Origin of the sequence: Paenibacillus sp. FSL R7-277 (assembly GCF_000517965.1) — a bacterium.
Lineage (GTDB): Bacteria > Bacillota > Bacilli > Paenibacillales > Paenibacillaceae > Paenibacillus_AQ > Paenibacillus_AQ silagei.
Window position 1 is genome coordinate 169,984 of the sequence record NZ_ASPX01000008.1, and the last position, 22,765, is coordinate 192,748.

Consider the following 22,765-nt stretch of genomic DNA (forward strand, 5'->3'; position numbering starts at 1 on the left):
ATAATGGAAGCGCTTCGCCATTGCACATTTTACTGAATGGTGATGATATCCTTGTCGCCGATGACGACTCTGCCCGGCTTATTCAAGGTAACGGAGGAGCCTTCCGGCAGGTTGGAGAAGATGACCGGAGAGATGACAGAAGGTGCATTCGCCTTCACATACTCCATATCCACTTCCATAATCGGCTGTCCGGCAGCTACCAGATCGCCTTCCTCCACCAGAACCGTGAAGCCCTGGCCCTTAAGCTTAACGGTGTTAACCCCGATATGCACAAGGACTTCCTTGCCGCCGTCTGACATGATGCCAATGGCGTGCTTACTAGGGAACACGTTGAATACCTTGCCGTATACCGGCGAAGCAATCTTGCCGTCTTCGGACAGGAAGGCGAAGCCGTCACCGGTCATTTTCTGCGAGAAGACCGCATCAGGAACCTCTGTAATATCCATCAGCTGGCCGTTTACCGGAGATACGATATCCTCAGGGATAATAGCGTCTCCCTGCTCGCCGGCCTGTTGTTCAAGCTCCGGCTTAGGAGCAGCAGGGGCTGCAGCCGGTGTTCTGCCGTTCATCACATCCTGAATCTGTGACTTGATCGTGTCCGAACGCGTGCCGAAGATCGCTTGTACGTTGTTACCCACTTCAAGAACACCAGACGCACCCAGCTTCTTCAGCCGGTTCTTGTCTACGCCCGCTTTGTCCTTCACTTCGACCCGCAGGCGCGTAATGCAGGCATCCAGATGGGTGATGTTCTCTTTGCCGCCCAGGGCGGACAGAATGTTGCGCGGCAGATCGTCGCCTGTCTTGGACACACTCTCCAAGCTTACCTCATCCTCCTCCTCGGAGGCATCCTCACGGCCGGGAGTCTTCAGGTTGAACTTACGGATGACGAAGCGGAACCCGAAGTAATAGATCACGGCCAGTACCAGACCTACCGGGATAACCAGCCACCAGGCGGTACGGTTCGGAATGACGCCGAACAGCACATAGTCGATGAACCCGCCGGAGAAGGTCATGCCGATTTTGACATTCAAGAGGTGCATGGTCATGAAGGACAAGCCTGCGAATACAGCATGGACGGCGAACAGCAGCGGAGCCACGAACAGGAAGGAGAATTCCAGCGGCTCGGTGATCCCCGTCAGGAACGAGGTTAACGCAGCGGAAACCATCAAGCTTCCGACAATCCGTCTGTTCTCAGGCTTCGACTCATGGTAGATCGCAAGAGCCGCTGCCGGAAGACCGAACATCATGAACGGATATTTACCGGTTGTAAATGTACCCGCTGTGAACTCCACACCGTCACGAAGCTGCTGCATGAAGATCCGCTGGTCCCCGCGGACCAGATCGCCGGCCTTGTCAATATAGCTTCCGAATTCATACCAGAACGGTGAATAGAAGATATGGTGCAGGCCGAACGGAATCAGGGAGCGCTCGATGACCCCGAAGATAAAGGCCGACAGCGTCAGGTTGGTATTAATCATACTCTGTGACACATAGTTCAGACCGTGCTGGATCGGCGGCCACACAATCGTGAGCGCAAGACCGAGCATCAGGGAGGTCACTGCCGTCATAATCGGTACGAAACGTTTACCCGCGAAGAAGCCCAGATACGACGGCAATTCTATACGGAAGAACCTTTTGTACATGGATGCGGCCAATATCCCGACCAGGATACCACCGAAGACCCCGGTTTGCAAGGTGGGAATCCCCAGCACACTGGAATACGAGAAATCCTTCCAGGTCAGCACGTAAGCATTGACACCGACTACCGTACCCATGGTTACGTTCATCACCAGGAAGCCGATAATCGCTGCCAGTCCGGCTACGCCTTCACCTCCGGCCAGCCCGATAGCTACGCCGACTGCAAAGAGCAGGGACAGGTTATCGAATACGATTTGCCCGGAGTTCATTAGTACCGTGGCAATGGCCTGTACGATATTATTCTCCAGTGCAGGCACGTATTGCAGGAAGTCCGGATTCACCAGCATGTTCCCGATTCCAAGCAGCAGGCCCGCTGCAGGCAGAATGGCAACAGGAAGCATTAGCGCTTTACCGACTCTCTGCAGAACGCCAAATAATTTTTTAAACATTCAAGGTCACTTCCTAATCCTTAATTTCTGTCAACAGAAGCCAAAAAAGGCATGAGCAATACAGCACATGGATTGCCACACTAACGCTAACGTTAGAGTACCCCAAGTTGGGGCAGGACAACCATAATACTGTAAATCACTCATGCCTGATCGTATCAGTTACACGTTGGTATTCTGCTTCTGTTTCATAACAGGGATCATTGTAGCACCATTGATTTGAAGTTGCAAGCCCCAAAATCGCCTAAAGCCGGTCTACTCCTCCAGCTCCGGCTCATCTTCCTTCTTCTGGGCAATACGCTGCAGATGAATCGTCAGATAGCTGACCTCGGCCGGATATACCGGAATGCGCACCCGCTGCTCAATCACCTTCGTCAGCTTCCAGGCAAGCATGTACATCTCGGGATACTCCCGCTTCATTAGTCCATCCAGGGACGAGGTCTCGCGCACAGTCTCTCCCCGGCGCAGACGCTCCAGAACGAACCGCAAATGGGTCACCAGCCTTGAATAGTCCAGAGAATCCCGCGGAATGCGGTATTCCAGGCTATCCTCCACCAGTCCCACCATGTCCCCGATGAGCTCGGAATGCTGCTTCACCTCAGAGATATGGCGGTTGCTAAGCGCACTGACAATATGCAGGGCCACGAAGCCGATCTCATCCGGCGGCAGCGTCACCTTCATCGCCTCATTGATCCGCTCCACCGCATATTCCGCCAGACTGTATTCCTCCGGATAAATCTCCCGGGTCTCGTATAGAAACGGATTATGAATAGCCATATGCTGCTCGCTTCTGCGGATCGCAAAGGAAATATGGTCGGTAAGGGCAATATGGATATGCTCATTCAGCGTCTGGCGGCTGCTCTGCATAATATGCAGCACAATCTCCTGGACCACCTCAATCAGCTTCTCATCTACCTGCGGCACCAGCTGCTTGTATTGCTCCTGCTCCTCCTGGCTGCGCAGAATGAACATCTTCTCTACGGAGGACAGATTGATCCGGTCCCTCGTTTTACGGTTGAAGCCGATCCCCTTGCCAATCACCACAACCTCGGCATATTGGGGATGCTCGGCAATGATAACGTTATTATTAAGCACCTTGCCCACGGTAATGCTGCTCACTTGCGACACCTCTTTTACTTCTGAATCCTGATCTATTCCAGCAGCACGATACATGTTTCAACGTGTGATTCGTTACCTTAAGCTCCTATCATAACATCAAGAATCCCAAATTAGAAGGGTGCCGCAAACCGCCCGCGGGCTCCGTTCATTTCACCCGAAACGTCCGGCCTGAGAACCTGTATACCATGATAAGCGCAGCCAGCATATACACCACAGCAGAAAGCACTACGATCACGGCAAACATTCCAGGCTCACTCTTGAACTGCATCGCGATGAATCCGACCCCCAGCACCACACTGTTCACAATCGTAAAGAACGGATTCTTCACATTCAGCTCCGTGCTGTAGGGCTGGAAGATGTAGTACATGAACAGATGATGCACCGAGAAGAACAGGGACAGCGCCACAATAGTCACGCAAAAGAGTACGGCATCCCCCGCGCCCCAACTCTCCGCTGACAGCACCAATAGCAGGTTCACCGCCAGGCAGATCGCGGCAGCCGGGATCAGATTAAGCACGCTGATACGCAGCAGCCGGATACGGAAGTTGCTTAGAATCGCCGATTGTTCACGGTAGAATCCGTAGCGCAGCAGGCTGAGATCACAGTTATAGAACATCGCCTTGCAGAGGCGTTCGCCAATGGACGTGTAGTTCATAATGATCAGGAAGGTCGGCAACGCGGTAATCAGATAATGAGTCAGTTTGGTAAAAGCGGATTGCGACAACAGCATCGTCAGCAAAGCAGCGGCAAAGAGCGATCCAATAATAACCAGCCGCCGTTGAATCGGACTGGTGATCAGCCGCCGGTGACGTGAGAAAAAGATTGCATTCAGGTAAGCGTACCCGTCTTTCCCCTCGAACTTCTCTTGATTCTGTTGTTCCGCCGAGTAGTGCTGATCTTGGGTGGCCACATCTTTCACCCGTGCTTCTTTCATCATCCGTCCCATGTCGAGCAGCGGATCATCGATTTTGGTGACGGCATCGACGGCATTCGTATAGTCCTTATAACGGGCGATATAGACCGCACTTAAGGTTCCCAGCACCAGCACGCCAAGCACCACAGGCAGATTGAACAGCATTCCGCTCTCTACTACCGCATATCCAAGGAGCAGCGGAAGATAGGCCAGCAGATAGCCAGCGCCGATGGCGGTCCAGATCCAGCTTGTTTTTTTGACAATAACCATGCCGTAGCGGTCAAACACCCACAGATGCAGCGCCTCGCAAGCCGTACGCCAGAACGTCAGCAGCAGCGTAAGAACTGCCCCATGCCACAGCGGAGCACCGAGAAGACTCCCGAAGACCAGCATAGCCGGAATAAAAGTAACCAGGAAGCTGATCCCGCGCAAGGTCAGTGTGGTCCGCATATACCGCTCTGCCGGCAGCCTCATCAGCTTCACGAATATGTATTTATCCCGCTTCGGCTCCAGAATAACCGCGCTGGAAACCCCGGCCGTAAGGAAGCTTATACACAGCAGCATCTGCAAATAGAGCTGGTACTGAACAGAAAGGGATAAGCTGATATCATTACCGATGAACTTCACCGGCAGATAGATCATGATCCCAAGATAAGCGAACTTCGTCACAAAGGCCATAAGTACCTTGAGGATATGCACGATAACAGATAAGGTCCGCTTCAGCGTGGTTTCCGAGTAGACCGAGGCCGGGATCAGCTTACCCAGCACCGGGAGCTTACGGATATAGAACATCAGCCGGTTAGCGCCGGACATCCCCCGCACTTCCAGAATCGCCTTCAACGTCCTAATCATGATCCTCATCCTTCAGCAGGGCAATAATCTGCTCTTCAAATTCCGGACTGTGCAGGGTCTCCGCCGGAATCTCCCGCAGTGTACCGTTATTCAGAATAACCAGCTCATCGCAGAGATCGGCGGCCAGCTGCAGAATATGAGTGGAGAAAATAATGATATGATCCTGCTTCATCTCCCGCAACAGCTTCTTGATCTCCAGTGCCACTACCACATCGAACGAGGTTAACGGCTCATCCAGCAGGATCAGCGGCGGACGGGAGATGATAAAGCACAGCATCTGAATTTTGTTCTTCATCCCGTGGGAATAGCCTTTGATCAGACGGTGCCTGTCCGCCTCCTCGAAACGGATGATATCGAAATATTCCTCGATGGTCCGGTCCGCTTGTATCTTACCCTTATTGATGACCATGTAGAACTTCACAAACTCATAACCGGTCAGGAAGTCCGGCAGAATCGGCAAGGAGAAGACGTAGCCGATCTCCTCCTCAAGCAGCGGAAGACTCACCTCATCTCTCCGCAGAAAAGCCCCGCCGCTATCCATTTGGATCTCCCCGCTCAGGCAGTTGAACAACGAGGTCTTCCCCGCGCCGTTACGGCCGAGCAAGCCGTATATCTTGCCTTGCTCAAAGGTAAAATCAATCCCCTTAAGCACCTCTCTGCCGTCAAAGCTCTTGCGTATATTATCCAGTATAAGCTCCATGCCTCTGCCTCCGTTTCAGCGTAAAAGATAAGGAATCTCTGTTTCGCGGATCACTTACAAAAAAGGTATGGCTGGCGTTACTGCTGCCTGCCATACCTTGGTGGCTTGCTCTGCTCTTATCCTTCAGGGTGTTCTGAAGGTTCCACCGGTTGTGCCGGAGTGACCGGAGCAGCCGGGGCCGGTCTGGTGACGACAGAGGTTATGGGCGCCGCTGTATGTCTCACCACGTCCTTAGGCTCCGTCTTGCCCTTGGTCAGCCCTTTGATCAGCGCCTCGACATCAATGCCGGACACGCTTTTGAGCATCTCAGGGGCTGTGGACATCAGTTGGGTCACATAATTACTCACACGCGCAGCTCCTTCACCGTTGCCGGTATCCACCACAGTCAGCTTATCGATAGACGCCAGCGGCTCGGCAATCTTCCCGGCCAGCTCAGGCAGCATTTTGACGATAATATCGAGAACCGCCGCTTCGCCGAATTTCTGGAAGGCTTCTGCCAGCTTCTCCTTGGCTTCCGCTTCCGCCAGACCGCGCAGACGGATAACTTCAGACTCTGCTTTACCTTTGGCCAGCTCTGCATCCGCAACCGCCTGACCTTCCAGCCGCTTCTGCTCGGAGGTTGCCTTTGCCTGAGTCTCAATGCTGTACTGCACAGCATCAGCTTCACGCATGCGCTTGGCCTTGTCGGCTTCCGCCGCCTGCTCGACCGCATAACGGTCTGCTTCCGCTTTCTTCTTCACTTCTGCATCATACTGCTTCTCACGCACCTGGATTTCCTTCGCCTGAATATCGATTTCGCGTTCCTTGCGGACCAGCTCAACCTTCATCTGCTCTTCCACCACGGTCTGCTTGGCACGCGCCTCCTGAATGTGGTACGCCTGGTCGGCTTCCGCTTTGGCAGTATCCTGATCGCGTTTGAACGCTGCAACCTTGAGCTGGTTCTCCTTCGATGCTTCGGCGATGTTGGTATCCCGCAGCAGCTCCGCCTTCTGCCCCTGCTCCTCGGCATTGGCCTTCTGAATCCGCGCGTCACGGACAGCTTCCGCTTCCGCAATCTCCGCATCCCGCTTCACTGCGGCAATCCGCGGTTTACCCAGCGCTTCCAGGTATCCGTGCTTATCGCGTACGTCCTTGATGGTAAATGAGACAATCTGGAGTCCCATCTTCTTGAGGTCACGGGCGGCAACCCCCTGAACCTCCTGGGCGAAGCGGTCCCGGTTGCGGTAGACCTCTTCTACAGTCATCGTACCAAGAATCGCCCGCAGATGTCCTTCCAAAACTTCCTGCGCTTCACTCTTCAGGGATTCAATCGGCTTGCCCATGAACTGCTCGGCTGCTGTTGCCACATCTTCCGTGGAGCTGCCTACCTTGATGATGGCGACCCCGTCGGCAATGACCGGCACGCCTTGCTCCGTATAGACCTCCGGGGTCGTCACATCGAGCTTATGGGAGAGCAGAGACATGAACTCCGCTTTCTGGAAGACAGGCAGAATGAACGCACCGCCGCCGCGGACGATTTTGATTTTGCGGCCGGAGCCATCATCCGATATATGATTGTTGCCCAGGAAGGAACCGGTGACGATCATGCCTTCATCCGGGCCAACCGTCTTGTAACGCGCCCAGAAGGCGAGTCCGAGGACAAGCAGTACAGCGATTACTATCGCAGGTATAAACAGGGATTCAGGAATATTTTCTAGCATCATAAGTCCACTCCTTTTCTCTCTTCGAATTCAGACACAAGTGCTACACCCTCACGTACCTCAACTACTACAACCTTGATTCCGGCCGGCAGTGCATGCTGCTCGAAGCTGGCCGCCGTATGCAGGCTGTTGCCTGCACCGAACTTCACCATAATCTCACCGTAGCCTGTGCCGGGGACCGGGACGGTAACCTCACCGATCTTACCCGGCAGTTCATTCATGGAGAAGCCGTTCGACATTTCGCTGTTCCTCATTGGCTTCACTACCACCAAATGCATCAATACGCCCATGAATGCCGCAACCAGCAGGGACAAGGCAAGAATCACGCCATCTTCCAGTCCGCTGTAGCGGCCTAGCAGCATGCCTGCTCCACCGAATACAGTGATCCCTCCTGCCAATAGGGTAGGATTTAGGAAATCAAAAGATACGATGTCAAAAATCCCGTCCAAAGCGCTCCCGATCAGGTCGCCCAACACTACACTCACTAAGGCAAATAAAATACCCAGCGCCAAACAGCCCAAATACAGCGTTTGCATTATAGTCTCCTCCCGTCGATACTTCCGGACTGTCATACTAGTATAAACGCAACTGTCATGCCCTTGGTTTCACAAAGTTGGGTATTGCTCTCATTAATGTATGCCGGAAGCGGGAAAATTAACAGACCAAAGAAGCCGCCCCCGTAGACGGGAAGCGGCTGTACTGTCGATGGCTGACTTACAAAGCCAGCTTATAAATTTCAACTACGTCCTGACGCTCCAGCTTGCGGAAGTTGCCGAACGGACCGAAGCGGACCGCCTTGTCGGCCATGCTGCCGATTTCGCTGTCGTCGATATCGTAATCGCCGAGCGTCTTCGGAGCGCCAATGGAATCCCAGAAGCGGCGGAGCGCTTCAATGCCTTCGAGGCCGGTCTGTTCATCGGTTTTGCCGGAAGGGTCAATGCCGAACACGTTCACAGCCAGCTGACGGAAGCGGGCAGGATTCGTGCTGAGGTTATATCTCATCCACTGCGGGAAGAGAATTGCCAGGCCGCCGCCGTGGGGAATATCATACACAGCGGATACAGCATGCTCAATGTTGTGCGTAGCCCAGTCACCGGCAAAGCCCATGCTGACCATTCCGTTCAGCGCCATCGTCCCGCAGTACATAATAGTCTCGCGAAGCTCGTAGTTGTTCAGATCCTCAATCAGCTTAGGAGCCGTCTCAATCACGGTACGAAGCAGAGTCTCCAAGAAGCCGTCCTGTAAAGGCGTATTGCTGTCTGTATGGAAATAATGCTCCAGCGTATGGGACATGATGTCCACCATACCGTACACCGTCTGGTCGCGCGGCAGGGAGAAGGTGTTCTCCGGGTCAAGGATCGAGAAGGCCGGATAGGCATGGATGCTGCCCCAGCCCATTTTCTCCTGGGTCACTTCGTTGGTGATGACCGAGCCGTTGTTCATTTCGGAGCCGGTGGCTGCCATTGTCAGCACGGTTCCCAGCGGAAGCGCACCTTGAGGTGCGGCCTTGCGTTCTACGAAGTCCCACATATCCCCTTCATATTTCGCTCCGACGGCCACCGCCTTGGCACAATCGAGCACACTGCCGCCGCCGACGGCAAGAATCAGGTCAATCTGATTCTCACGGCACAACGCTACACCTTTATGTACCGTTGAGAGACGAGGATTCGGCTCCACTCCGGCAAGCTCGGTAACTACGGCACCAACCGCAGCCAGCTCGGCAATGACGTTATCGTACAAGCCGCTGCGCTTAATGCTGCCGCCGCCGTACATCAGCAGTACATTCTTACCGTATTTTGGCACCTCGGTACGGAGTGCCTGCAATGTTCCCTGTCCGAAAATAAGCTTGGTCGGGTTATAAAATTCAAACTTGCGCATATGGGTAAACCTCCATGAGTATGTGAATGTGAAGCACTGTCTATTATAGTCCTCCAGCTTGGCGCATTCAAATCGCTGATTTCTCCACAGCAGGGCACGCAGAAATGCCCCGCCGGTACTCCGGCAGGGCGATAACTTATGAAACGGGCTCAAAACCTATCCAGACTTAGTTAAAGCCGCTGCTGTTCAGGAACCGGCGGAAGGCCGCCTGCCCTTCCGGCGTGCGTTTGTAGACTCCGGCATGCTCCAGAATGTGAGTGAACTTCGTACCCACCTCATTCTGGATGGTCTTCACCGCTTCTTCTCGGTTCAAGGAGGTGCCGAAGCGGCTTACCAGTTCGGTAATCCATGAAGTGTGCAGCGCCAGCGGATGCTCCTGGCCTTGGCTCTGGACATCTCCGAGAAGCGCAGTGTCGCCCGCCAATATGCCAGCGATGGCGTCAAGCTCTTCCTTGAGCCGCCCCGGCAGAATCGCCAGGCCCATTACCTCAATCAGGCCGATGTTCTCCTTCTTGATATGGTGCATCTCCCGGTGCGGGTGGAAAATCCCTTCGGGATATTCTTCGCTGGTCCGGTTGTTGCGCAGCACCAGATCCATCTCATAGCCGCCGTCCTCTGCCCGGCGCACGATAGGGGTAACGGTATTATGCGGCACGCTCCCGCCGTCCTCTTCACTGAACGCCAGCACTTCGGCGGCCGGATCGCTGTAAGTCTTCCAGGACTCGTAGATATGGTTGCCTGCCTCCAGCAGCACCGCCGGATCTTCGGCATGCATCCGCAGCACGGACATCGGCCATTTCACAGTGCTTAAGCTGACGCCGGGATACGAGGCATGCGTGAAGGTATCCTCTTTGGGTGCCTTCTGGATCGGGAACGTATGCCGTCCGCCCTGGAAGTGGTCATGCGTCAGAATGGAGCCGCCGACAATCGGCAGATCGGCATTCGAGCCGATGAAATAATGCGGGAAGGCTTCCACGAAGCTAAGCAGACGCTTCAGCGTATCCTTCGTCAGCTTCATCGGCACATGATCGTGGTGGAACACGATGCAATGCTCGTTATAGTAGACATAAGGCGAGTACTGGAAGAACCACTTCTCGCTGTTCATCGAGAGCGGGATCACGCGCAGGTTCTGACGCGGCGGGTGATTGACCCGGCCGGCATAGCCGACATTCTCGCGGCAGAGCTGGCACTTCGGATAGACCGGAGGCGGAAGCAGCCGGGCCATGGCGATTTCCTTCGGACTTTTCTCCGGCTTGGATAGGTTGATCGTCATCTCAATATCCCCGTACGGCGACTCCTGAAGCCAATACACATTCTTCGCGACACGATCCATACGGATATAGTTGGAATCAATGCTCAGCTTATAAAAGCGGTCCGTTGCCGCCTGAATGCCCTGTGCCGCCTGGATCGCGGCGAACCCCGCATTCACCTCAGACGGGCGGGCCATCAGAAGGCCCATAATCTTCGCATCCAGCAGGTCGCGGTACGTATCCGTATTCTCCGGGATCAGCCCGAGACTGAACCCGTAATCAATCAGCTGGTCCAGCGGGGCCTGCGGGCTGTCCAGCGGACCTTCAGTGAACTCGCCGGGATACGGCTCGCTGAAGCCGAACTGGTCCAGGAGTTCATTGCGGCTGTAATCCACATCTGCTGGCTGAATAAGTCCCGTATGTCCGGCAAACAGAACCAGCTGTTCAATCGCATACAGCGCCTTCTCAGCGGCAGCAGCCGTACTATTATCGTTCTGCATTTCATTTCTCCTTCTATGGTGCCTTATGCGGCGCTTTGCATTCTGTCTATTTCACCTTCGGGCAACAAGCAGAATTGCTTCTTACTCCCCGTATCCTTGCGGATTGGCAGAGTGCCAGCTCCAGGCGCTCTGAATAATGCCTTCCAGATCGGCATGCTGCGGGTCCCAGCCCAGAACCTTGCGGGCTTTGTCAGAGGAAGCGACGAGTACTGCCGGATCTCCGGCGCGGCGGTCCTGAACCACAACCGGAATGTCCAGGCCGGTAACCTTCTTCGCAGTCTCAATGACCTGCTTCACAGAGAAGCCCAGACCGTTGCCTAGGTTGAAGATATTGCTTGCACTGCCGCTGCGCAGATAAGTGACTGCACGGACATGCGCATCCGCCAGATCGCTGACATGGATGTAGTCGCGTACGCAGGTTCCGTCCTCTGTCGGATAGTCTTCCCCGAACACTGCAATATTCTCGCGCTGCTTCAGCGCAGCCTGGAGCACCAGCGGAATCAGATGGCTCTCCGGACGGTGGTCTTCGCCGATCTTGCCGCTGGCGTGTGCGCCTGCGGCATTGAAGTAGCGCAGCGCTACGTATTTGATGCCGAGCACTTTGTCGAACCAGGCCATCATGCGTTCCATGGTCAGCTTGGTCTCGCCGTAGACATTCGCAGGCTCGGTGCGGTCGGTCTCTTCGATAGGCACCTTTTCCGGTTCGCCGTAGGTGGCGGCAGTGGAGGAGAAGACGATTTTATCCACACCGGCATGCTGCATGGCTTCTAGAAGACACTGCGTTCCATACACATTGTTGTCGTAGTATTTAACCGGGTCCTTCATGCTCTCGCCCACCAGGGAGCTGGCTGCGAAGTGAATCACCGCTTCGATCTCATTCTCGGCGAACAGCTTCGCCAGCAGCGCCTTGTCGCGCAGGTCGCCCTCGTACAGCTTGCCGCCCAGCAGCGCCTCACGGTGCCCTGTCAGCAGATTGTCAATCACCACAACCTCTTCCCCGCGGTCCAGCAGCTCTGCTACTGTATGTGAACCGATGTATCCTGCGCCGCCCGTTACCAGAATCGCCATCTTATTTCACTCCTTTCAATTCTTCCACGCCGTTGCCGATGCCGCATACATAGAATTCGCCGGTCAGGCCGGTTCTGTTCTTGTAGGCTTCTCCAACTTCCGTTATGAACCGCTGCACATCATCCTCGTGTACCAGCGATACCGTACATCCCCCGAATCCGGCCCCCGTCATCCGTGATCCCAGTGTGCCGGGAATGCGCTGCGCTTCTTCCACCATCACATCCAGCTCCTCGCAGCTTACTTCATACAGGTCGCGGAGGGAGACATGGGAGTCATTCATGTACAGGCCGAACTGCTTCAGATCATTGTTCTTCAGCACCTCCACCGAGTCAAGCACACGCTGATTCTCCTCCACTACATGGCGGGCCCGGCGTCTGACGGTTTCGTCCGTAATTCTGTCCTGCAGAAGCTCGAACTGCTCAGGCTTCACCTCAGCCAGATAGGACAGGGACGGAACCTCCTGCTTCAGAATAGCGAGTGCCTCTTCACATTGGCTGCGGCGCTCATTATACTTCGAGTCCACCAGTCCGCGCTTCTTGTTCGTATTGCCGATGACCAGCTTATAGCTGCCTGTCACGAATGGGACCAGGCTGTATTCCAGCGTATCGCACATCAGCAGGATGGCCTGGTCGCGCTTGCCGTTGGCTACAGCGAACTGGTCCATGATCCCGGAATTCACGCCGACATACTGGTTCTCCGCGCGCTGGGACAGCAGGGCGATCTCCACCGTATCTGTGTCACCGCCAAGCAGCGTCAGGAAGGCGAAGCCGGTCACTACCTCGATCGAAGCGGAAGAGGACAAGCCCGAGCCGTTAGGAATCTCACCATGGAACAAAAGATCGTAGCCCCCGGATACCGGGTGACCCTTCTTAGCCAGCTCCACCATTACGCCGACCGGATAGTCCACCCATTCGCCGGTCTTGGCTGCGCCGATGTCACTGAAGACGATGGAAGCTTCATAAGGGAAATTCGTGGATGCGAATTGAACCTTGCCGTCTGTACGCGGGCGCACGATCAGGGTGGTTCCGAAATCCAGGGCTGCCGGGAAAACATAACCTCCGTTATAATCCAGATGCTCTCCGATCAGATTCACGCGGCCCGGTGCATAGAATACCCGCGCGGCTTCCCCGCTCTCCCCGTACTTCTTGATAAATGTACTGTTAAGTTCCTGTATGCTCATTATTGACACTCCATCCTTTCGCTGCTTGTGCTGGGACTGTGGATTATAGCTTGCGTCCTTCATGCTTACATTATAATAAAATCAGACTTGCCCTGATAATGCAATCATGTGTGCAATATATGGACAAATGTGACTTTCGTCCCTGAAGAGACTATACTCAGTAAGAAGAAAAGTGAACCGGCGCTCCCTATACACTTAGTTATAGAAGCGTTCTGCTCAGGAAAGGCGGCTTGCAATGCAACATACCTATTCAGTAGGATCAAATCCTGTCTATTACGATAAGCAGCTGCTGCATGTACTCTTTGCGGGAGAGAGCCAGACCCTCCCGCTGCATCAGGCAGGTCCCAAGATCTACGATTACTATCTGCTCCATTATATTGAATCAGGCTCCGGGGTCTTCCGGACAGAGGAGCATACGTACGAGCTGGGAGCCGGAGACTGCTTCCTGATCCACCCGGGCCAGCTGGTCAGCTACATCTCGGATCAGCAGGAGCCCTGGCGCTACCGCTGGGCTGCCTTCACCGGCGCCGATGCCGAACAGCTTGCGGAGCAGGCGGGCTTCGCGCCGCTCGCCCCGGTGCTGTCTACCGCAGGCGGCAGTGTAATACCCGGAGCGCTTGCCGGGATGATGTCCGCCTTCTATGCCAATAAGGAGAGTGCCGCCCTGACCTCTCTGGGGTATCTGTACCTTATCGCCGGCGAAGCGGCGGAGCTGCTGGTCTCCTCCACCCGGCTACCGGGTGCGGAATCACAGATCAAGCGGACGGTGAAGCAGATGATTCACTACATGGCTTCTCAGTATGCCCATCCGGTCTCGATTGAACAGATGTGCGGCTCTCTGGGGTATAACCGTGCTTACCTCTCCCGCATCTTCAAGCAGGAGACGGGGCTCTCTCCGGTCACTTACCTGCTGAAGCTGCGGGTGGAGAAATCGCGCCAGCTGCTGCGTGAACGTCCCGAGCTGTCCGTGGAGCAGGTAGCGGCATCGGTCGGACTGACCGATGCCCTGTATTTCTCCCGGCAATTCAAGCGTTTCTACCGCCAGTCCCCCACCGCTTACCGCCAGGCCACAGTGAACCCTGGAGAGAAATAGCTGTATCACCTAGAGCAACAGCCCGTCTCCTGAACAGGAAGCGGGCTGCTTGCATTGTTATTTATGGAAGCCGGACCTTATGGCAACTCTTAGGCTGAGCGCCTTAAGCTTCACTCCTCTGTCTTAAGGATCGTTTCGATCCGGTCCAGCTCCTCCTGAGTGAAGTCACTGTGGGACAGCGCGGCGATATTCTCTTCGATCTGGCTGACCCGGCTGGCGCCGATCAGCGCCGAGGTGATCCGGCCGCCGCGCAGCGTCCAGAGCAGGGCGAACTGGGCCAGACTCTGGCCGCGCGCTACGGCCATCTGGTTCAGCGCGTGGATTCTGCGCAGCACCTCCGGCGTAATCCGGCTCTCATTCAGCGCAGCCGAAGGTCCGGCTGCCCGGGAATCTCCGGGAATGCCGTTTAGGTATTTATTCGTCAGCAGACCTTGCGCCAGCGGAGTGAAGGCAATACTGCCCACCCCATGCTCCTCCAGCACATCCTGAAGCCCGCCTTCAATCCAGCGGTCCAGCATGGAATACCTCGGCTGATGAATCAGCAGCGGGGTGCCCAGCTCCTTCAGGATCGCAATAGCCTGCTGCGTCTGCTCCGCCGTATAGTTGGACAAGCCGATGTACAACGCCTTGCCGGAGCGTACAGCATGATCCAGCGCTCCCATCGTTTCTTCCATGGGGGTGTCCGGGTCCGGACGGTGGGAATAGAAGATATCCACATAGTCCAGTCCCAGCCGCTTCAGGCTCTGGTCCAGACTGGACAGGATATATTTACGTGAACCCCAGTCCCCGTAAGGGCCGGGCCACATCGTATATCCCGCCTTGGTCGAGATCACCAGCTCGTCACGGTACGGCGCGAGATCCCGGGCCAGCACTTTGCCGAACAGCTCTTCCGCCGATCCGGCCGGAGGCCCGTAGTTATTCGCCAGGTCGAAGTGGGTGATTCCAAGATCAAAGGCACGGGTAATCATCCCGCGGCCATTCTCAAAGGCATCAATGCCGCCGAAATTATGCCACAGGCCCAGTGAGATGGCTGGAAGCTTGAGACCTGACCTGCCGGCGCGGTTGTAACGCATTCCTTCATACCGTTCATCACTAGCCACATATACCATGTTATATCCCTGCCTCTCGTATCTCTTTTGTGAATACCCTTCTTTAAACTCATGGCTTCATAAGTAATCTTGTTCTATAAAAAAAGACTGACTGGGCGTTAGCCCAGCAGTCCCTGCACTCTACCCAGCACCTCTCCGATCCGCTCTGTTATAATCAGATCTGCCTGATCGTCATACGGGGTAGGCTCGCCGTTAAGCAATACAGTATGCTGTCCCCTGAAGTAAGTAACCAGGCTTGCGGCAGGATGAACCGTAAGCGAGGTACCGCCGATGATCAGCAGATCCGCCGCTGCAATGGCATCCACGGCTTCAACCAGCACTTCATGATCGAGCGCTTCCTCATAGAGCACCACATCCGGCTTAATGATGCCCCCGCAGTCCTCACAGCGCGGCACAGAGCCTTCCTGCTCCAGCCATTCCTCCAGGCCGTAATAGCGTTGGCACCCCATGCAGTGATTGCGGTGGATAGAACCGTGCAGCTCCAGAACCCGGCGGCTGCCGGCAATCTGATGGAGGCCGTCGATATTTTGCGTAATGACCGCCTTCAGCCTCCCGCTCTCCTCCAGCTCCGCAAGCAGCCGGTGGGCCCCGTTCGGCTTCGCTCCCGGATGTATCATCTTGCTGCGGTAGAAATCAAAAAAAATGTCCGGCGAGGACATAAAAAAGCTGCGGCTGAGCATCACCTCAGGCGGATAAGGGGAGTTGTGCTGTGTCTGGTACAGACCGGCTGCCGAACGGAAGTCCGGGATGCCGCTCTCCGTCGATGTTCCGGCACCGCCGAAAAAGACGATATTATTGCTTTTTTGAATCCAGGAAGCCAGTAGCTGTAATTGTTCCATGATCTACACCTGTCCTCTCTGTACCTCATTCGTAATGCATTCAGATTGTTAAGCGGAGCGCCGGATAGCCGGATACCACAATATCCGCATCCAGCAGATGGTCTGTCCTTCCGTCCGGTGAGATCCCGACTGCAAGGCGCAGTCCCGCCCCACGGCCCAGCTGCATATCCGCATTGCTGTCACCGATAATCACTGTGTCTTCGGGACGCAGCTCCAGCTCCCGGCAGGCCTTCTCGGCCATCTCCGGTGCAGGCTTGCCGTACTTTACCCTGTCGCGGGTAACCACCGCCCCGAAGTACCCGGAGATGCCAAGCCATTCCAGATGCTCACGGGTAGTGGACAGATTGTCAGAGGTCACAACGCCAAGCTTCAGGGAAGCGGCGGCACACTGCTCCAGGAATGGCAATACTCCCGGCATGGGTACAGCCGTACGGCGGCGGCGAAGCTCATTCATGGCCTCCTTGGAGATGGCATTCACGCGCGTCACCGCCTCATTCCATGGGAGACCTGCTGTATAGAGCTGCCAGGCCAGAATTCCGGTGGATTCCTCAGCCGTTGCCATCGAGAGCGGACCGGCGAGATCATAACCGGTAATTCGTCCGGAAGCATCATGCGTCGTCCCCAGCACCGGGGCCAGATCGGCTCCCGTAACGGGTCTGCTGCCCATTAAAGTCAGCTGGCTGCCCAGCCCCTCAAGCACCAGTTCGGCCCAGCTGCCCCAGGTGGCCAGGAGATCAAGCAGCGTGCCGTCCTTATCGAACAGGATGCCGCTTACGGGAACGGAGAGTTCATTGATGTGCAATACAGGCATTCCAGCGCTCCTTTGCATAAGATATATTACTTCAGGTATTCGTTGTTCATTTACTCTGGCGCAGATTCCCCAGCCAGTCCAGCATCGCCCGGACGGTCCGGGTCTGCTGTTCATCTTCGGTAATCGTAGCGGTCCCGTCACCCTTTTGCGCGCCATAGCTGCCGAATTGGGCATGGTTACCGCCGTCAACCGACACATATACGGTATTGCCCGGCAGATAGGAACGCCCTTTGTTATAGCTCTTCTGATCTACGACTTCATCCTGCGTGCCAAGCACAGACAAGACGGATAGCGTGGTGTCCTTCAGGCTGCCTTTCTCATCGGGATACGAGGCCAGAAAAAAAACGCCTTCCAGCTGGCCGGCATGATCCGCAGCGAAGCGTGAAGCCATTACGCCGCCGAGCGAATGTCCGCCCAGGACGAAGGACTGCTTCGGATGCACGCGGATAATCTCTTCGGCGGCATCCCCTTTGATTACAGCCAGATTAAGCGGCATTCTGGCAATGTAGAACGGGTGACCGGCAGCGGCAACTTTACGGGCCAGCGGCGCGTATGCTTCTGCCTTGACCAGTGCTCCCGGATAAAAGATTACGGCGGTGCCGAGCACCACTGAGGGCTCGAACGAGATCCAGTTGTCATTCTGCTCTACAGTGACTCCCCCGGCAGAAATCAGAGCGGTTTCAGCCCGTGCCTCCGGCTTATACGGGGTCAGATATCTCCATATAAACACCCCCGCCACCAGTAGAACCAACACCACTCCAATAAGCACACGGCGTCTGATTATATTCTTTTTCATTAGTGTTCACTCCCGATTCCTGCATACTGAAAATTATAAGGGAATCGGTGAATTCAAACAACCTTCAAGACTTCGCCACATCTGGCCCTATCCACTTCCAATGATAGCGCTTACTATTGTGATGTATTTCACAATTTATTGTCCGGAAATCATGTATTTTAAAATTAAAGTATCGAACCCTACGCAAACCCTAATTTCATTGGAGGTTACGTCATGACCCGGGTAAGCCCGCTTAACACGCGCGGAGAGACCTTTTTTCTTAATCTGCGCTTCATGCTTATTGTAACTGTCTTTGTGGCCAATGCGATCGAACCCCTGATTCAAGAAATGAGCGGACTTCACACGCTTTACCAGTGGATCTTCAGTTTTCATATGCCGCTGTTTGTACTGGTGACCGAATACTTTGCCCGTTCAAGCTTGCATGGAGCGCCAGGACGCAAAATCCTCCTGCAGCTTGCCCTGCAATATGTTATTTTTCAGAGCCTCTACTCCCTACTTGACGCCTCCCTGTTTCATGTGAATAATATACAGCATTCGTTCTTCGCTCCTTATCTGCTGCTCTGGTTCCTGGCCAGCCACATCTGCTGGCGCCTGCTGATGCTGGGCATAAGCCGCTGGACCCGCAGCGCCCAACTGGCCTTCGCTCTTACCGCAGGGGTGGCCGTAGGTTATCTGCAACTGGACGGGATCTGGTTCAGCATCAGCCGCACCTTTGTGTATCTGCCTTTTTTTGTGATCGGGTACCATTTCTCCTTCGGGGCTTTCGTGAAGCTGTATCAGCGGTATGTCAAAAGCATTGCCGCCGCCGCTTCTCTCCTGCTGCTCCTTGCTATCGGCCTGCTTGGCAGTAATCTCCCCATAGGCTGGCTATACGGCAGTATGACTTATATGCAGCTTGGCGCCCATGAATGGTACGCGGGTCTGTTCCGCCTCGCGGTCTATGGCCTGCAATTCATCGCTTCTCTGGCATTTCTGGGCCTGGTGCCTTACGGGTTAAGCCGCATGACCGGCCTGGGACGCCGGACCCTCTATGTTTTTCTGCTGCATGGCTTTGTGGTCCGCACGGCGGTGATTTCCGGATTGTATACTTATATCGGCAACCCGGCCGGAGCAGCGCTGCTGCTCGCTAGTGCAGTAGGATGTACGGTGCTGCTCGCCCAGCCTGCGGTCAGACGGCTGCTGAACCCGCTCGTGGAGCCGTCCGTAGAGTGGATGATCTCCCTGCAGCGTGCCGCCATCCGGCGCTCTCTATAGAATGAAGCTGCCATGCTATATCAATTTGCCGAAGTCTATCCTATACGGAATAGGCTTCTTTCTGTATATTAGCCCAGACTTTACATGCGTGCCCCCCCGACAAACTTCACACTGCCCGGTAGAAAAAACAGGATTTTTGTGATAGACTCTCTATTAACGTTCGTAACCAATCACCGCAGATACGTATATTTCGGGATTGCAATGCGTTAATGCGGCACTATATTCGCTTCACCAATACTGTTAGGGGGAAAAGTCATCATGGCAAACAAGAAAATGCGATCAGATATGATCAAAAAAGGCTTCGACCGCGCTCCTCACCGCAGCCTTTTGCGGGCAGCAGGCGTTAAAGAAGAGGATTTCGGCAAACCGTTCATCGCGGTCTGCAATTCCTATATCGATATTGTTCCGGGTCATGTGCATCTGCAGGAATTCGGCAAAATCGTGAAGGAAGCCATCCGTGAAGCCGGCGGGGTTCCATTCGAATTCAACACAATCGGCGTTGACGACGGGATTGCCATGGGTCATATCGGTATGCGTTATTCGCTGCCAAGCCGCGAGATCATTGCCGACTCTCTGGAAACGGTAGTATCCGCGCACTGGTTCGACGGTATGGTGTGCATTCCCAACTGTGATAAAATCACCCCGGGCATGATGATGGGCGCACTGCGCGTCAACATCCCGACAATCTTCGTCAGCGGCGGGCCGATGAAGGCCGGCGTAGACAGCAAAGGCAAGAAGCTCTCCCTCACTTCTGTATTTGAAGGCGTTGGCGCGCATCAGGTCGGCAAGATCAACGATGCTGAGCTGCTCGAACTCGAACAATACGGCTGTCCTACCTGCGGATCATGCTCCGGCATGTTCACTGCCAACTCCATGAACTGTCTGGCTGAAGCTATGGGCCTTGCGCTTCCGGGCAACGGCACCATCCTGGCCGTAGCCGAAGAACGCAGAGACTTCGTCCGCAAGTCAGCAACCCAGCTCATGGAGCTGATCAAGCTGGACCTGAAGCCGCGTGATATCGTAACCCAGGAATCGCTGGACAATGCCTTCGCGCTGGATATGGCAATGGGCGGCTCGACCAACACCGTATTGCATACCCTGGCACTGGCTCAGGAAGCCGAAATCGATTATCCGCTGGAACGCATCAACGAAGTAGCCAACCGGGTTCCTTACCTGGCCAAGCTGGCTCCGGCCTCCGATATCTTCATCGAAGATGTGGACCGGGCGGGCGGCGTAAGCGCCGTGCTGAACGAATTACTGAAGAAGCCGGGCGCAATCTTCGGCGATTGCATGACGGTTACCGGCAAGACACTGGCCGAGAATGTAACCGGCCATGAGATCCAGGATACATCTGTTATTCATACCATCGACAACCCCTATTCCCAAGTTGGCGGACTGGCTGTACTCTACGGCAACCTGGCTCCTGAAGGCTCCATCATCAAGGTGGGTGCCGTGGATGCTTCTGTTGGCGGCTATCACAAAGGACCTGCCATCTGCTTCGACTCTCAGGAAGAAGCACTGGAAGGTATCGCGAACGGCAAGGTCAAAGAAGGCCATGTAGTCGTTATCCGTTATGAAGGTCCGAAGGGCGGACCGGGCATGCCGGAAATGCTGGCGCCGACTTCGCAGATCGTCGGTATGGGCCTGGGCGCCAAGGTCGGCCTGATCACGGACGGACGGTTCTCCGGTGCCTCCCGCGGGATCAGCATCGGCCATATCTCGCCGGAAGCGGCTGAGGGCGGCCCGATCGCTTTTGTAGAGGATGGCGATATCATTGAGCTGGACCTCAACAACCGCAAGATCGAGCTGCTGGTTGACGAGGAAGTGCTGGCGGTCCGCCGCCAGGGCTGGAAAGAATTCGAGCCGAAGGTGAAGACCGGTTATCTGGCCCGTTACTCCAAGCTGGTTACCAATGCAAGCAAGGGCGGCGTGCTGAAGATCTAATCGTTAGAGCCGCAGCCTTAAGCAAATGTAATGATGATATGAGCAGCTCCAACCGCAAATTCGGTTGGAGCTGCTCTTTTTGCTGCAGGAATTGCAGCTTTGAGGAGAAGGATGTTGCATCATGTGCAGGAACTAAAAAACCGCCAGCCCAAAATAGGCCAGCGGAGATTGTAATCAATATAAGTGCATTAAACTGCGTATGCTTCGTCTTCAATGAACTACCGTTGCTCCGGGAAGCTCAGCTTCAAGCGTCCGTTCCTCTTCGTGTACCCGCTCCACATGCTTGTGCGGAAGCTGACGGTTCATCTGGTCCAGAAGCTGCGATACCGGCATCAGTATCATCTTAGGCACCAGTTGGTCACTCCGTTCCTTAAGTCTTGCGCCGCCTGACGGATGAATCACACTCATGAGAATACTAAGGTAGAACTTGGTGCTGCTGGCGAACAGTCCGCTGGGCAGATCCAGTACGATGAAGCCGAACTTCTCCGGCCCGCGGTTGATCATGCTGACTCCGTAGAGCGCTTTGGCTTCAGCTAGCTCCACATCACCGCAAATCCGCTCGGCCAGCACCGGCAGATCCTTCTCCATCCGGCGGATCAGGCGGATCGCAAGCTGGGCAGTGGAACGGGAATGAACTCCCAGCTCGAATAGCTGCCTGTTATCGAAATGCAGCTCGATCACCTTGTCGCCCTTGCTTAAGGTCTCGCCATTATCCATGTGGACCGTTCTGCCCTGGTACTTGCGCAGCCGGTAATGCAGGAACGGGTCTTCCTGCGAGATTGTCTTGATCTGGAACAGCAGCTGAAAGAGCTTCTCCCAGCCCAGCCATAAACCGACAAGCAGCCGCTTGCCGAAGGACAAATGCGTGATCGGGGAGCGCTGCACCGCCTTGATCATCTCGTCAATCCGGACGCTGTGCAGTCCGCGCCGCTCGGCCTCGGCCAGCATCCGCTCCAGCGCAATCAGCATATGCTCCGGTGCATTCGGATCAGCGCCGATCGTCGTACCGCAGTCATGCAGCAGAAGCACCTCCCCCGGGCCGAGCTTCGCAATGAGCTTCTCGGTCAGCTTCTCCGCTCCAAGCTTCTCCTTCCAGTCGCCGAACATCGCCGACCACAGCACAATCTGCACCTGACGGCGTTTGGAGAAGTCGAACAGGTTCACGATTCCCCAAGGAGGACGGTAATACGTGCTGCGCTCGCCGGTAATGGAGAAGATGATCTCGTCCGTCCGGTCAATCTGCTTCCTCACCGTGGCGGGACGCATCAGCCAGTTCGTCTTGTGCACATAATTATGAATTCCGATCAAATGCCCTTCGTCATGCATTCGCTTGATGATCTCGGGGTGCTGCTCCGCGTGCGAGCCAACGACAAAAAAGGTCGCCTTCGCATCGTAGCGCTTAAGCAGATCGAGCAGCAGCGGTGTATAATGCGGGTCTGGCCCGTCATCAAAGGTCAGGCCGTAATCCGTACGCCCAATTCCTTTACGGAAGACACGATAACCAAATAAACGGCTGATCATACCGGGAATAAAAGCATAAAAGGTAGAGATATAAAATAGCCAGAGCAGCAAAGTCTGCATGTACAATCACCGCTTTTCCAGAGTTGACTTTGGCTCGCCTTACGTCTGTTAGGAGATAGATGTGATACGGCCAAGTAGAGTAAGTAGAAGCGAC

18 protein-coding genes are annotated in these 22,765 nt (G+C 55.0%); 3 read left to right on the forward strand and 15 right to left on the reverse strand.

The features are described from left to right. Positions 1-29: 29 nt before the first annotated feature. The 10 genes from ptsG to C173_RS03720 all read right to left on the reverse strand — a co-directional run bounded on the left by ptsG (position 30) and on the right by C173_RS03720 (position 13,244). Positions 30-2,087: a glucose-specific PTS transporter subunit IIBC gene (gene ptsG, locus C173_RS03675; protein ID WP_036722554.1), complete on the reverse strand. Its 2,058-nt coding sequence runs from the start codon at positions 2,085-2,087 to the stop codon at positions 30-32. A 252-nt stretch (positions 2,088-2,339) separates the two neighbouring features. Further along, a complete protein-coding gene (gene glcT, locus C173_RS03680; RefSeq protein WP_036722556.1) occupies positions 2,340-3,203 on the reverse strand; it encodes a glucose PTS transporter transcription antiterminator GlcT in 864 nt (287 codons plus the stop codon). Positions 3,204-3,348: 145 nt separating this feature from the next. Beyond that, positions 3,349-4,968: a hypothetical protein gene (locus tag C173_RS03685; protein ID WP_036722558.1), complete on the reverse strand. Its 1,620-nt coding sequence runs from the start codon at positions 4,966-4,968 to the stop codon at positions 3,349-3,351. Beyond that, entirely contained in the window at positions 4,961-5,668 is a 708-nt protein-coding gene (locus tag C173_RS03690) for an ABC transporter ATP-binding protein (RefSeq protein ID WP_036722561.1), read from the reverse strand. Before C173_RS03690 ends, C173_RS03685 begins: the two co-directional genes overlap by 8 nt. A 116-nt stretch (positions 5,669-5,784) precedes the next feature. After that, complete coding sequence (locus C173_RS03695) at positions 5,785-7,368, reverse strand: flotillin family protein (RefSeq protein WP_051477807.1); 1,584 nt, start codon at positions 7,366-7,368, stop codon at positions 5,785-5,787. Continuing rightward, positions 7,368-7,904 carry a hypothetical protein gene (locus C173_RS03700; RefSeq protein WP_036722562.1) on the reverse strand — a complete coding sequence of 179 codons (537 nt, stop codon included), beginning with the start codon at positions 7,902-7,904 and terminating at the stop codon, positions 7,368-7,370. Before C173_RS03700 ends, C173_RS03695 begins: the two co-directional genes overlap by 1 nt. A 178-nt stretch (positions 7,905-8,082) precedes the next feature. Next, complete coding sequence (locus C173_RS03705; protein WP_036722565.1) at positions 8,083-9,246, reverse strand: iron-containing alcohol dehydrogenase; 1,164 nt, start codon at positions 9,244-9,246, stop codon at positions 8,083-8,085. 166 nt (positions 9,247-9,412) lie between these two features. Then, positions 9,413-10,996 carry a UDP-glucose--hexose-1-phosphate uridylyltransferase gene (locus tag C173_RS03710; RefSeq protein ID WP_036722566.1) on the reverse strand — a complete coding sequence of 528 codons (1,584 nt, stop codon included), beginning with the start codon at positions 10,994-10,996 and terminating at the stop codon, positions 9,413-9,415. A gap of 81 nt (positions 10,997-11,077) precedes the next feature. Then, entirely contained in the window at positions 11,078-12,064 is a 987-nt protein-coding gene (gene galE, locus C173_RS03715; RefSeq protein ID WP_036722570.1) for a UDP-glucose 4-epimerase GalE, read from the reverse strand. A gap of 1 nt (position 12,065) precedes the next feature. Next, positions 12,066-13,244 carry a galactokinase gene (locus C173_RS03720; RefSeq protein ID WP_036722571.1) on the reverse strand — a complete coding sequence of 393 codons (1,179 nt, stop codon included), beginning with the start codon at positions 13,242-13,244 and terminating at the stop codon, positions 12,066-12,068. Positions 13,245-13,479: 235 nt separating this feature from the next. On the opposite strand from C173_RS03720, the gene C173_RS03725 reads away from it, so the two are divergent. Then, the gene (locus C173_RS03725) at positions 13,480-14,337 is read left to right on the forward strand and encodes an AraC family transcriptional regulator (protein WP_036722572.1); all 858 of its coding nucleotides are present in this window, start codon (positions 13,480-13,482) and stop codon (positions 14,335-14,337) included. A 110-nt stretch (positions 14,338-14,447) separates the two neighbouring features. On the opposite strand, the gene mgrA is transcribed toward C173_RS03725, so the two are convergent. The 4 genes from mgrA to C173_RS03745 all read right to left on the reverse strand — a co-directional run bounded on the left by mgrA (position 14,448) and on the right by C173_RS03745 (position 17,892). After that, on the reverse strand, positions 14,448-15,446 hold the full coding sequence (gene mgrA / locus C173_RS03730) for an L-glyceraldehyde 3-phosphate reductase (protein WP_036722573.1): 999 nt from the start codon (positions 15,444-15,446) through the stop codon (positions 14,448-14,450). A 98-nt stretch (positions 15,447-15,544) separates the two neighbouring features. Next, positions 15,545-16,285: an NAD-dependent protein deacylase gene (locus tag C173_RS03735; RefSeq protein WP_036722574.1), complete on the reverse strand. Its 741-nt coding sequence runs from the start codon at positions 16,283-16,285 to the stop codon at positions 15,545-15,547. A 40-nt stretch (positions 16,286-16,325) separates the two neighbouring features. Further along, positions 16,326-17,096 carry an HAD family hydrolase gene (locus tag C173_RS03740; RefSeq protein ID WP_036722575.1) on the reverse strand — a complete coding sequence of 257 codons (771 nt, stop codon included), beginning with the start codon at positions 17,094-17,096 and terminating at the stop codon, positions 16,326-16,328. Positions 17,097-17,142: 46 nt separating this feature from the next. After that, positions 17,143-17,892 (reverse strand): alpha/beta hydrolase, encoded by a 750-nt coding sequence (locus C173_RS03745; RefSeq protein WP_036722576.1) that lies wholly within the window; start codon positions 17,890-17,892, stop codon positions 17,143-17,145. Between the two features lie 213 nt (positions 17,893-18,105). Here C173_RS03745 and C173_RS03750 point away from each other — a divergent pair, with 213 nt between their 5' ends. Together C173_RS03750 and ilvD are read left to right on the forward strand one after the other, a co-directional pair. Next, on the forward strand, positions 18,106-19,146 hold the full coding sequence (locus C173_RS03750) for an acyltransferase family protein (protein ID WP_036722579.1): 1,041 nt from the start codon (positions 18,106-18,108) through the stop codon (positions 19,144-19,146). 258 nt (positions 19,147-19,404) lie between these two features. Next, positions 19,405-21,090: a dihydroxy-acid dehydratase gene (ilvD, locus tag C173_RS03755; protein ID WP_036722581.1), complete on the forward strand. Its 1,686-nt coding sequence runs from the start codon at positions 19,405-19,407 to the stop codon at positions 21,088-21,090. A gap of 210 nt (positions 21,091-21,300) precedes the next feature. On the opposite strand, the gene C173_RS03760 is transcribed toward ilvD, so the two are convergent. Next, entirely contained in the window at positions 21,301-22,671 is a 1,371-nt protein-coding gene (locus tag C173_RS03760; RefSeq protein WP_036722582.1) for a polysaccharide deacetylase family protein, read from the reverse strand. Between the last annotated feature and the right edge of the window lie 94 nt (positions 22,672-22,765).

Bases quoted from the DNA above. Each gene is read 5' to 3' on its own strand.
- ptsG (WP_036722554.1), bottom strand. From the start codon at position 2,087: ATGTTTAAAAAATTATTTGGCGTTCTGCAGAGAGTCGGTAAAGCGCTA.
- C173_RS03685 (WP_036722558.1), bottom strand. From the start codon at position 4,968: ATGATTAGGACGTTGAAGGCGATTCTGGAAGTGCGGGGGATGTCCGGC.
- C173_RS03690 (WP_036722561.1), bottom strand. From the start codon at position 5,668: ATGGAGCTTATACTGGATAATATACGCAAGAGCTTTGACGGCAGAGAG.
- C173_RS03695 (WP_051477807.1), bottom strand. From the start codon at position 7,368: ATGCTAGAAAATATTCCTGAATCCCTGTTTATACCTGCGATAGTAATC.
- C173_RS03700 (WP_036722562.1), bottom strand. From the start codon at position 7,904: ATGCAAACGCTGTATTTGGGCTGTTTGGCGCTGGGTATTTTATTTGCC.
- C173_RS03705 (WP_036722565.1), bottom strand. From the start codon at position 9,246: ATGCGCAAGTTTGAATTTTATAACCCGACCAAGCTTATTTTCGGACAG.
- C173_RS03710 (WP_036722566.1), bottom strand. From the start codon at position 10,996: ATGCAGAACGATAATAGTACGGCTGCTGCCGCTGAGAAGGCGCTGTAT.
- galE (WP_036722570.1), bottom strand. From the start codon at position 12,064: ATGGCGATTCTGGTAACGGGCGGCGCAGGATACATCGGTTCACATACA.
- C173_RS03720 (WP_036722571.1), bottom strand. From the start codon at position 13,244: ATGAGCATACAGGAACTTAACAGTACATTTATCAAGAAGTACGGGGAG.
- C173_RS03725 (WP_036722572.1), top strand. From the start codon at position 13,480: ATGCAACATACCTATTCAGTAGGATCAAATCCTGTCTATTACGATAAG.
- mgrA (WP_036722573.1), bottom strand. From the start codon at position 15,446: ATGGTATATGTGGCTAGTGATGAACGGTATGAAGGAATGCGTTACAAC.
- C173_RS03735 (WP_036722574.1), bottom strand. From the start codon at position 16,285: ATGGAACAATTACAGCTACTGGCTTCCTGGATTCAAAAAAGCAATAAT.
- C173_RS03740 (WP_036722575.1), bottom strand. From the start codon at position 17,096: ATGCCTGTATTGCACATCAATGAACTCTCCGTTCCCGTAAGCGGCATC.
- C173_RS03745 (WP_036722576.1), bottom strand. From the start codon at position 17,892: ATGAAAAAGAATATAATCAGACGCCGTGTGCTTATTGGAGTGGTGTTG.
- C173_RS03750 (WP_036722579.1), top strand. From the start codon at position 18,106: ATGACCCGGGTAAGCCCGCTTAACACGCGCGGAGAGACCTTTTTTCTT.
- ilvD (WP_036722581.1), top strand. From the start codon at position 19,405: ATGGCAAACAAGAAAATGCGATCAGATATGATCAAAAAAGGCTTCGAC.
- C173_RS03760 (WP_036722582.1), bottom strand. From the start codon at position 22,671: ATGCAGACTTTGCTGCTCTGGCTATTTTATATCTCTACCTTTTATGCT.